The sequence below is a fragment of the Burkholderia territorii genome, from assembly GCF_902833055.1.
In the GTDB taxonomy this organism is placed as follows: Bacteria; Pseudomonadota; Gammaproteobacteria; order Burkholderiales; family Burkholderiaceae; genus Burkholderia; species Burkholderia territorii.
Window position 1 is genome coordinate 1 of the sequence record NZ_CADFEJ010000184.1, and the last position, 377, is coordinate 377.

At 56.8% G+C, this 377-nt stretch carries 1 rRNA gene; it reads left to right on the forward strand.

Going from position 1 to position 377, the window contains the following annotated elements:
- A 23S ribosomal RNA gene (locus HW466_RS31625) occupies positions 1-377 on the forward strand; the annotation flags it as partial.

Consider the following 377-nt stretch of genomic DNA (forward strand, 5'->3'; position numbering starts at 1 on the left):
GTGAAAGGCCCCCTCGCCGTAAGCCCAAGGTTTCCTACGCAACGTTCATCGGCGTAGGGTGAGTCGGCCCCTAAGGCGAGGCAGAAATGCGTAGCTGATGGGAAGCAGGTCAATATTCCTGCACCATTGTTAGATGCGATGGGGGGACGGATCGCGGAAGGTTGTCCGGGTGTTGGAAGTCCCGGTCGCTGCATTGGAGAAGGCGCTTAGGCAAATCCGGGCGCGTAATTCAAGGGTGTGGCGCGAGCTCCTTCGGGAGCGAAGCAATTGGAAGTGGTTCCAAGAAAAGCCTCTAAGCTTCAGTCTAACGATGACCGTACCGCAAACCGACACAGGTGGGCGAGATGAGTATTCTAAGGCGCTTGAGAGAACTCGGG